Annotated in this window: 5 protein-coding genes and 1 pseudogene; all 6 read left to right on the forward strand. The window is 35.1% G+C overall.

Features of this window, described 5'->3' with window-relative positions; all coding sequences use genetic code 11:
• Window positions 1-690, forward strand: a pseudogene (locus LDB17_RS02035) (hypothetical protein); the annotation flags it as partial.
• Between the two features lie 158 nt (window positions 691-848).
• Window positions 849-2,495 carry an MAC/perforin domain-containing protein gene (locus tag LDB17_RS02040; protein WP_252638118.1) on the forward strand — a complete coding sequence of 549 codons (1,647 nt, stop codon included), beginning with the start codon at window positions 849-851 and terminating at the stop codon, window positions 2,493-2,495.
• A gap of 29 nt (window positions 2,496-2,524) precedes the next feature.
• Entirely contained in the window at window positions 2,525-3,118 is a 594-nt protein-coding gene (locus LDB17_RS02045; RefSeq protein WP_393924859.1) for a hypothetical protein, read from the forward strand.
• 93 nt (window positions 3,119-3,211) lie between these two features.
• Window positions 3,212-3,670: an ABC transporter substrate-binding protein gene (locus LDB17_RS02050; protein WP_393924860.1), complete on the forward strand. Its 459-nt coding sequence runs from the start codon at window positions 3,212-3,214 to the stop codon at window positions 3,668-3,670.
• 263 nt (window positions 3,671-3,933) lie between these two features.
• Window positions 3,934-5,805, forward strand: a complete 1,872-nt coding sequence (locus tag LDB17_RS02055) for an alpha-amylase family glycosyl hydrolase (RefSeq protein WP_252638116.1) — start codon at window positions 3,934-3,936, stop codon at window positions 5,803-5,805.
• A 153-nt stretch (window positions 5,806-5,958) separates the two neighbouring features.
• Entirely contained in the window at window positions 5,959-8,112 is a 2,154-nt protein-coding gene (locus LDB17_RS02060; RefSeq protein WP_252638114.1) for a S9 family peptidase, read from the forward strand.
• The last annotated feature ends 41 nt before the right edge of the window (window positions 8,113-8,153 follow it).

The following is an 8,153-nucleotide window of genomic DNA, read 5'->3' on the forward strand; positions in this document are numbered from 1 at the left end:
GGTAAAGTATATGTCACATATTTTGATGGGTATTTGGCTAAAATAAATCCGAATACTTTAAAAATTGAAGCTGAGGTAAAAGTTGGCCGTAACCCTGAATATGTACGAGCATCCAAAGGAAAATTATATGTTGCAAATTCAGGAGGGTTAGACTATAATACAGCTATTGGTTATGATAAAACAGTTTCGGTTGTAGATGTAGCGACTTTTACAGAGCTTAAGAAGCTGGATGTTGTTATAAATCCTGATAAAATGGTTGTAGATAGTCAAGGGGATATCTATGTAATATCAAATGGAAATTATAATGATGTACCAAATACATTGCAACGAATAGATGCAGATACACAAGAAGTAACTCAGGTAGGAAATGCTACATGGATGACAATATGTAACGATAATATATACATTATATATTCTCAATACGATGCCAATTGGAATCAGATTATAACATATAGCGTATACGATGCTAAAGCAGAAAAGGTATTGACTAACAATTTTATTACTGATGGTACTGTATTGAACAAACCATATAGTATATCATCTGATCCTGTGAAGAAATATATCTTTATAGGTACATCAGACTATAAGACCGATGGAGATATGTATGTTTTCAATACAGATGGTAAATTAATTAAAACATTTGACACAAAAGGTTTAAATCCGATTGCAGCATATCCTACAGTCAAATAAGCGAAGTTCATACAAACTCATAGTTATATTTCTATGAGTTTGTATGATTAATAACTACAAATCAAATTAAAAATCTAGTAAATCAGAAGATCACTCAATTTGAACGGAATTATATTCTTATTAAAATAAAATATTGTATTTACTAAAAAATTTAAATTATGAAAAAGTATTTATTGTTAATCCTTAGTCTATCGTTTCTTATTTTTTCCTGTGAAGATCACTATGAAAAGAATAAAGAAGCAGGTTATTCAATGGCAAATAACGAAGTAGTTTTAAAAGAAAGAGACCATAATATTCCATGGGTTCGTTCTGAGTATCAGTCAAAATTTTCTTCCGTAACTAACACCACAAAAACCGGAGTTATAGGTATTCCTCAAGTGAAATACTTGGGGAGGTCATTTAGGAATAATTATTATCCTATTGAAGATTCAAGAAATCTTGGTTATTCAGTTATCGATTTTGATAAATTTTACAAAGACTATCGTTCGTACTGTAATTTCTGGAAAAATAATACAAGTGATGGTTCATATTTTTCATATGCTAACTTTGATAGATATACCTCTAATTCAACAATAACTAAAAATATAGGTGGAGGGTTTAAGCTTGATGTTGGAATTTTCTCTATTGGAAGTAAAAGTAATAAAAAAGAAGTATTTACGAAATCACTTGTGGAAAATACAGATGCAGTTTTTGGTGAAGTTAATATCGTTGTAAGAGATTCTTGTTTTGAATTGCAAACCAGTTCAAACATATTAGAAAAGATTAAAGAGAATTATTTGTCTAAGGATTTCAAAGAAGAATTATATAGGACACACCCAAGTGAATTTTTTTCCAATTATGGAGGGTTTGTTTTGGCCAGCTTTGTTACTGGAGGGAAAGCATCTGCTCAATATGTGGGTTTATATAAAAAAACAGAAACCAGTGAGACAAAAGAAAAAAATATGAACCTCGAAATGGATGCTTCATATAAATTTAAGGGGGCCAAGGAAAATAGTTCTGCAGAATTGAACTTTGGAAGAAATAATAACAGTAGTACATCAGTTACTAATGAATTCAGTTCTATTAAAATGTCTATTAAAACAATCGGAGGTTCTCCTGATTTTGCTTCTTTTTCTATAGCCAAAGAGGTTAAAAATACTAATTTAGACCTCTCTAGATGGGTCAGCTCTTTGAATGATAAAAGCACTCATAGTATTATTGAATTGGGAGATGGCGGATTAATTCCTATTACAGAGTTTATTCCGGAGTTCAACCTTAGAAAAATAATGAAAGGGTATATCGCTAGGGGAGTTAATAAAATAGAAAGATTACAAGAACCTTATATAAAAATTGAGCTTGGATATATATATAGTCCGATTGCTCGAGATGCACTTGTTAATCTATATACTCGGTTTGGAGATATAATCTGTTTAAAGATAAATACAATATACCCTGGTGAATTCGACCAATATGCAACACAAGAAGCAAAAAGATATAGTGCTATGTTTGGTTTGAAAATGATAAAAAATACTAATACCTCAACAAGTCCCGGTTCAGAAATAATAGGATATGGTGGAACAACTATATTTAAAGAAGATTTATTAAAGAAATTTACGTATAATGGTGTTATATATATAGTATCTGATTATGATCCTCAAACAGATCGGAATGACGAGGACTGCGAATTCTGTGGTAGATTTGCGTTTTCTATACATGATGATAAGATATTAGACGAATATGGAATACGAGCATTAGTTAACCGTTTACCTCCAACTAATATCAGTATAGAAACACTTCTAAGGAAGTATCGTATTATGGCTTTATAGTAAAAGCCTTATAAATAATAAAACAACAAATGAAATCATTCAATATCACGCTACTTTTCACTATCATTCTTGTCTTGACGGGCTGTAACAAACAAAAGCCTGTCGGACAAGATGAGAGTGCTCTTCATAAACAGGCGGACTCTGTTTATACAGTGCATTATGCCAAAGGGTTTCAAGTGAAAAAGTATAATGATTATACCCTTGTTACTGTACGTGACCCGTGGGACACTACTCGGTTGTTACATACCTATGTGCTTGTAGACCGAACAAAAGAATTGCCAGCAAATTTGCCGAAGGGTGTCGTTGTAAAAATTCCACTTCAGAATGTAGCTACCTATTCTACTATCCATTGTTCATCTTTGAATGAATTGGGGCAAATAGATATTATAAAAGGAGTTTGTGAACCTCAGTATATAAAATTGGATGTAATTCAACAGCGTGTAAAAAATGGCGAAATAGAAAATTTGGGAATGGCTAGTAAGCCCGATGTAGAGAAAATAATCATGTTGAATCCCGATGCTATTTTTGCAACCCCAATACAAGGCTGGACATACGGCAATGTAGAGAAAACAAATATCCCCATGCTCGAAACTGTAGACTATACAGAATCTCATCCACTGTGACGCGCTGAATGGATTCGTTTTTATTCTTTATTCACAGGAAAAGAACACTATGCCGACTCTCTGTTTGCTATTACAGAGAAAAACTATAAAGAAGTGAAAGAGATAGTAGCCAATGTAACTAAGAGACCTTCGGTACTCCCGGATATACCTTATCAAGGAAAATGGAATATGCCGGGTGGCAGAAGCTTTATGTCCAATATGTTGTTTGATGCAGGGGCAATATATCCATGGAATGAGGACAAATCAACATCATATATGCCTCTTAACTTCGAAATAGTTTTTGACAAGGCAGGAGAGGCTGACATCTGGATTATCAAGTACAATACCCCATCGGATATGACTTATGCAAGTCTTGAGAAAGAATATAAGCCATATTCCTACTTTAAAGCATTCAAAAGTAAAAACATATATGGATGCAACACCGCTTATAGCAGTTATTACGAAGATCTGCCTATACATCCCGACTATATCTTAAAAGATATGGCCTATGTATTTCATCCGGATCTCTTCCCTGACTATAAGCCGAAATACTATAAACGGATTAGTGAATGATTATTTATATATAGGTAAGCAAAAGGCGTTGGAATCTTAACTGATCCGGCGCCTTTTCTATATTTACTCTCCTTATAATCTTATTTAATAGAACGCAACAACATGCTTATATAGTTGGGAATACTAATTGTTTAGAATGCAAACGTTTGCATTCTTTTTTATGCAAGTAGTTTATTCAGGATAATAACTGTCGGATCAAAAACCATAGATTTGTGATACGGAAGGCTATTGTGCCAAAATAACCTAATACACTTATTCGTATCATGAAATTATTAAGATTCTTTTTCCCTCTAGTACTATGCATGTTTTTATCATGCAGTGATAATGGTCCCAACAATCCTGATATACCCGAAGTCCCTGTAACGCCAACAATAGGCAGTCTTAGAGATGGTATTACTGTTATCAGTGACGACTCATTGGCTTTTGTTCTTTTTGCTCCTAAAAAACAAACGGTTCACCTTATCGGAGACTTCAATAATTGGACGGTTTCGGAGAGCTATAAGATGAAAAAAGACGGGGATCGTTTCTGGATAAAAATAGGCAATCTCCAAAAAGGGAAGGAGTATATATGTCAATACCTCATAGATAATTCGATAAGGATAGCAGACCCCTATACATCTAAAGTTTCTGATCCGGATAATGATCGTTATATCTCTAATAATGTATATCCTAATTTGATACAATACCCTACGGGAAAGACTTCCGAGATAGCTATGGTAGTAAATACAGCTCCGGCTTCTTATTCTTGGAAAGTAAATACTTTTAGAGTTGATAAGCCGGATAACATGGTTATCTACGAGATACTTATTCGTGATTTTACAGAGCAGGGAACGATTAAGGCTGTGCAAGAAAAAATAAGCTACCTTAAAAATCTTGGAGTAAATGCTATAGAGCTAATGCCATTCAATGAATTTGAGGGTAATAATAGTTGGGGGTATAACCCGTCGTTCTATTTTGCTACAGACAAAGCATACGGTACACCTAACGACTATAAAGCATTTATTGACGCATGCCACTCTAATGGAATTGCTGTGATAATGGATATGGTACTAAATCATAGCTATGGACAAAGCCCGATGGTGAGAATGTATCAGGGTAGCGATAAAAATCCTACAGCCGATAATCCTTGGTACAATAAAATATCCCCTAACTCCAGTTATTCTTGGGGATATGATTTCAATCACGAGAGTAAATATACCCAGGCATTTGTAGACAGTGTTTGTGCATATTGGATGAAAGAATACAAAGTAGATGGATTTCGTTTCGACTTTACAAAAGGTTTTACCAATACAAAAAGTGATGGGTGGAGTAAAGACGACAGTCGTATAGCGATACTTAAAAGAATGGCTTCCGAAATTTGGAAACGGAAATCTGATGCAATTGTCATTTTTGAGCATCTAACAGCCAATGATGAAGAAAAAATACTGGCAGACTATGGAGTTAAACTATGGGGTAATATGAATTATAACTTCAATGAGGCAACGATGGGTTGGGGGGCTGAAGCCGGAGACAATGGACTAAAAGGTGATGTTTCATGGGCTTCATATAAGAAAAGAGAATGGACGAAACCAAATTTGGTAGCTTATATGGAAAGTCATGATGAAGAAAGAATTATGTTCAAAAATAACTCATACGGAAAAAGCTATGGTGATTACAATGTGAAAAATTTAGCAACAGGATTAAAACGAACAGAAGCGGCAGCAGTTATTTTGATGTCATTACCTGGACCTAAAATGATCTGGCAGTTCGGAGAGCTGGGCTACGATGAGGAATTAAATAATGACCGCTTAGGAGAAAAGCCTCCTCATTGGGAATACTATGATGTACCTGCAAGAAAAAACCTCTACGATGTGTTTGCTAAAATGAACAAACTTCGTAATACGAATACTACCTTTTATACGAGTGACTATACTATTGATTTAGCAAATCAGTATAAACAAGTATTATTGAAATCATCAACAGAGTCTATCTGTGCCATAGCTAACTTCGATGTCACAGAATTAACTCAAAAGGTTAATTTCGGAAAAACAGGTAACTGGCAGGATTATTTTACGGGTAACCAACTAAATGTATCCGATAATTCTATAGATATTACACTTCAACCGGGAGAATATCGGTTGTATATAAGCAAATAAAAATACAAATAGGACTTTAAAAACTACGTATTACTTTAGGTGTTTTTACAATAACCTTTGGCCTTGGTCAAAGGTTATTTCTATTTAATGCGATATATCATTTACAACTCCCATCGAAAATTGATATATTTGTCAAAAATAAATGCTATTGATATGAAAAATGTTTTAGGATTGCTGCTTGCTTGTTTTGTCTTAACAACAGCAAGTGCGCAACGTTTAGACCTTATGGATATTAATGCGGGTAAATATTCTGCTCGCGGTGTTCAGCCTGTTGTTTCTTCTGCCGATGGGGAATCTTATTTTCAGGCAGATAATAAAAATACAATGATCATTAAGTATTCGTACAAAACAGGTTTGCCTACCGATACTCTGTTTAATGTTAATAAGGCACGTGAATGTACGTTCAGCTCATTTCAAGGATTTATAATCAGCCCCGATGAGAAACGTCTGGTTGTGTATAACGATTACGAACCGATCTATCGTCATTCATTCAAAGCAAATTACTATTATTACGATATTAGACGAAATTTAGTCCGAAAACTGACTGAAAATAAAGAAAAGCAATCAATCCCGACTTTTTCTAAAGATGGAAGAATGTTGGCTTATGTTATCGACAACAATATCTGGCTAGTTAAGTTTGATTATGATACAGAATCTCAGATAACAAAAGATGGAGCATTGGGTAAAATAATCAATGGGGGAACAGATTGGGTATATGAAGAAGAGTTTGCAACGACCAGTATTATGGATTTTTCTGAAGACGGGCGTTTGTTGGCATTTGTAAGATTCGACGAAACAAATGTGCCTGAGTATTCGATGCAGATGTATGAAAACAATCTTTACCCGACTTCATTTTCGTTCAAGTATCCGAAGGCCGGAGAACAAAATTCGAAAGTAACATGCAACGTATTCGATATTGACTCGAAGACAATACGGAAAATGAATATACCTGATAATGTTGAGTATATCCCTCGTATACAGTTTTTACCTACCGGAGACGATTTAGCAATAATGACATTGAACAGAGAACAGAATAAATTTGATCTGTTTCTTGCAAATGCACGCTCATCGGTATGCCGCTCTATCCTTCATGAAGAAAACAGCAGATATATAGACTCTGAATTGTTAAACTATATATACTTCTTTGGCAATCAGTTTGTGTATGTTAGCGAAAAGGATGGATATTCTCATATATATCTTTATGATAAGAATGGTGCTCAGCAAAAGAAATTGACTTCCGGAAACTATGATGTAACAAGTCTATTGGCTGTTGACCCGGTTTCTAAAACTGTTTTTTATGAAGCTGCAGAAGACAGCCCTCTCCAAAGAGCAATCTACAAGGTGGATATGGTGAAAGGAATAAAAACCAAATTATCTACAAAGCAAGGAACTAATGGTGCGACATTCAGTAAAAATGGGAAATATTACATCAATAGTTATACAAATATCTCAATACCTCGGATTGTTACCGTGCACGACGCTACAGGAAAGGAACTTCGAGTATTGGAAGATAATGCTAAATTGAAAAATACATTAGCCGGACTCAATCTACCTAAAAAGGAGTTTATTACTGTAAAAGCGGCTGACGGACAAGACCTGAATGCGTATATAATGAAACCGGTGGACTTCAATCCATCACGCAAGTACCCGTTGGTAATGGTGCAGTATAGTGGTCCGAATTCGCAACAGGTAGCCGATAAGTACGGTGTTGACTGGACAGATTACCTGACTACCCAAGGATTTATTGTTGCTTGTGTTGACGGACGTGGAACTGCTGCCAGAGGGGAAGACTTTCGCAAGTGTACATATATGAATCTCGGTATTTACGAGTCGGACGATCAAGCAGCTGCGGCAAGACATTTTGCTTCTTTACCTTATATAGATGGAAGCAAAATCGCTATTTGGGGATGGAGTTATGGTGGATACAATGTCCTAATGAGTATGAGCCGGGGGAATGGCGTATTCAAAGCCGGAGTTGCCATTGCTCCTGTTACCGATTGGAAGTTTTATGACTCTGTATATGCAGAGCGTTTTATGCGTACTCCACAGCAAAATGCAGCCGGATATCAATCAGGCTCTCCGATTTTGCTAGCTAACAAATTAGAGGGAAATTTATTATTAATACACGGTTCTGCCGATGATAATGTGCATTTTCAAAATACGATGGATTATGCTGCGGCATTAGTCAAAGCCAACAAGCAATTCGATATGTTTGTGTTCACGGATAAAGATCACTCGATACGAGGTGCTGCCAACAGAACTTATTTATACGAAAAGGTTATTAAGTTCCTAAAAACAAATATGTAAATAAGACCTTTCATTTATATACAAAAGGAATGCTAACGTTA

Source organism: Dysgonomonas sp. Shenzhen-Wh21, assembly GCF_043392705.1.
Classification (GTDB): domain Bacteria; phylum Bacteroidota; class Bacteroidia; order Bacteroidales; family Dysgonomonadaceae; genus Dysgonomonas.

What these genes read in the sequence shown, in the direction of transcription:
- LDB17_RS02040 (WP_252638118.1), top strand. Translation starts at nt 849, where the DNA reads ATGAAAAAGTATTTATTGTTAATCCTTAGTCTATCGTTTCTTATTTTT.
- LDB17_RS02045 (WP_393924859.1), top strand. Translation starts at nt 2,525, where the DNA reads ATGAAATCATTCAATATCACGCTACTTTTCACTATCATTCTTGTCTTG.
- LDB17_RS02055 (WP_252638116.1), top strand. Translation starts at nt 3,934, where the DNA reads ATGAAATTATTAAGATTCTTTTTCCCTCTAGTACTATGCATGTTTTTA.
- LDB17_RS02060 (WP_252638114.1), top strand. Translation starts at nt 5,959, where the DNA reads ATGAAAAATGTTTTAGGATTGCTGCTTGCTTGTTTTGTCTTAACAACA.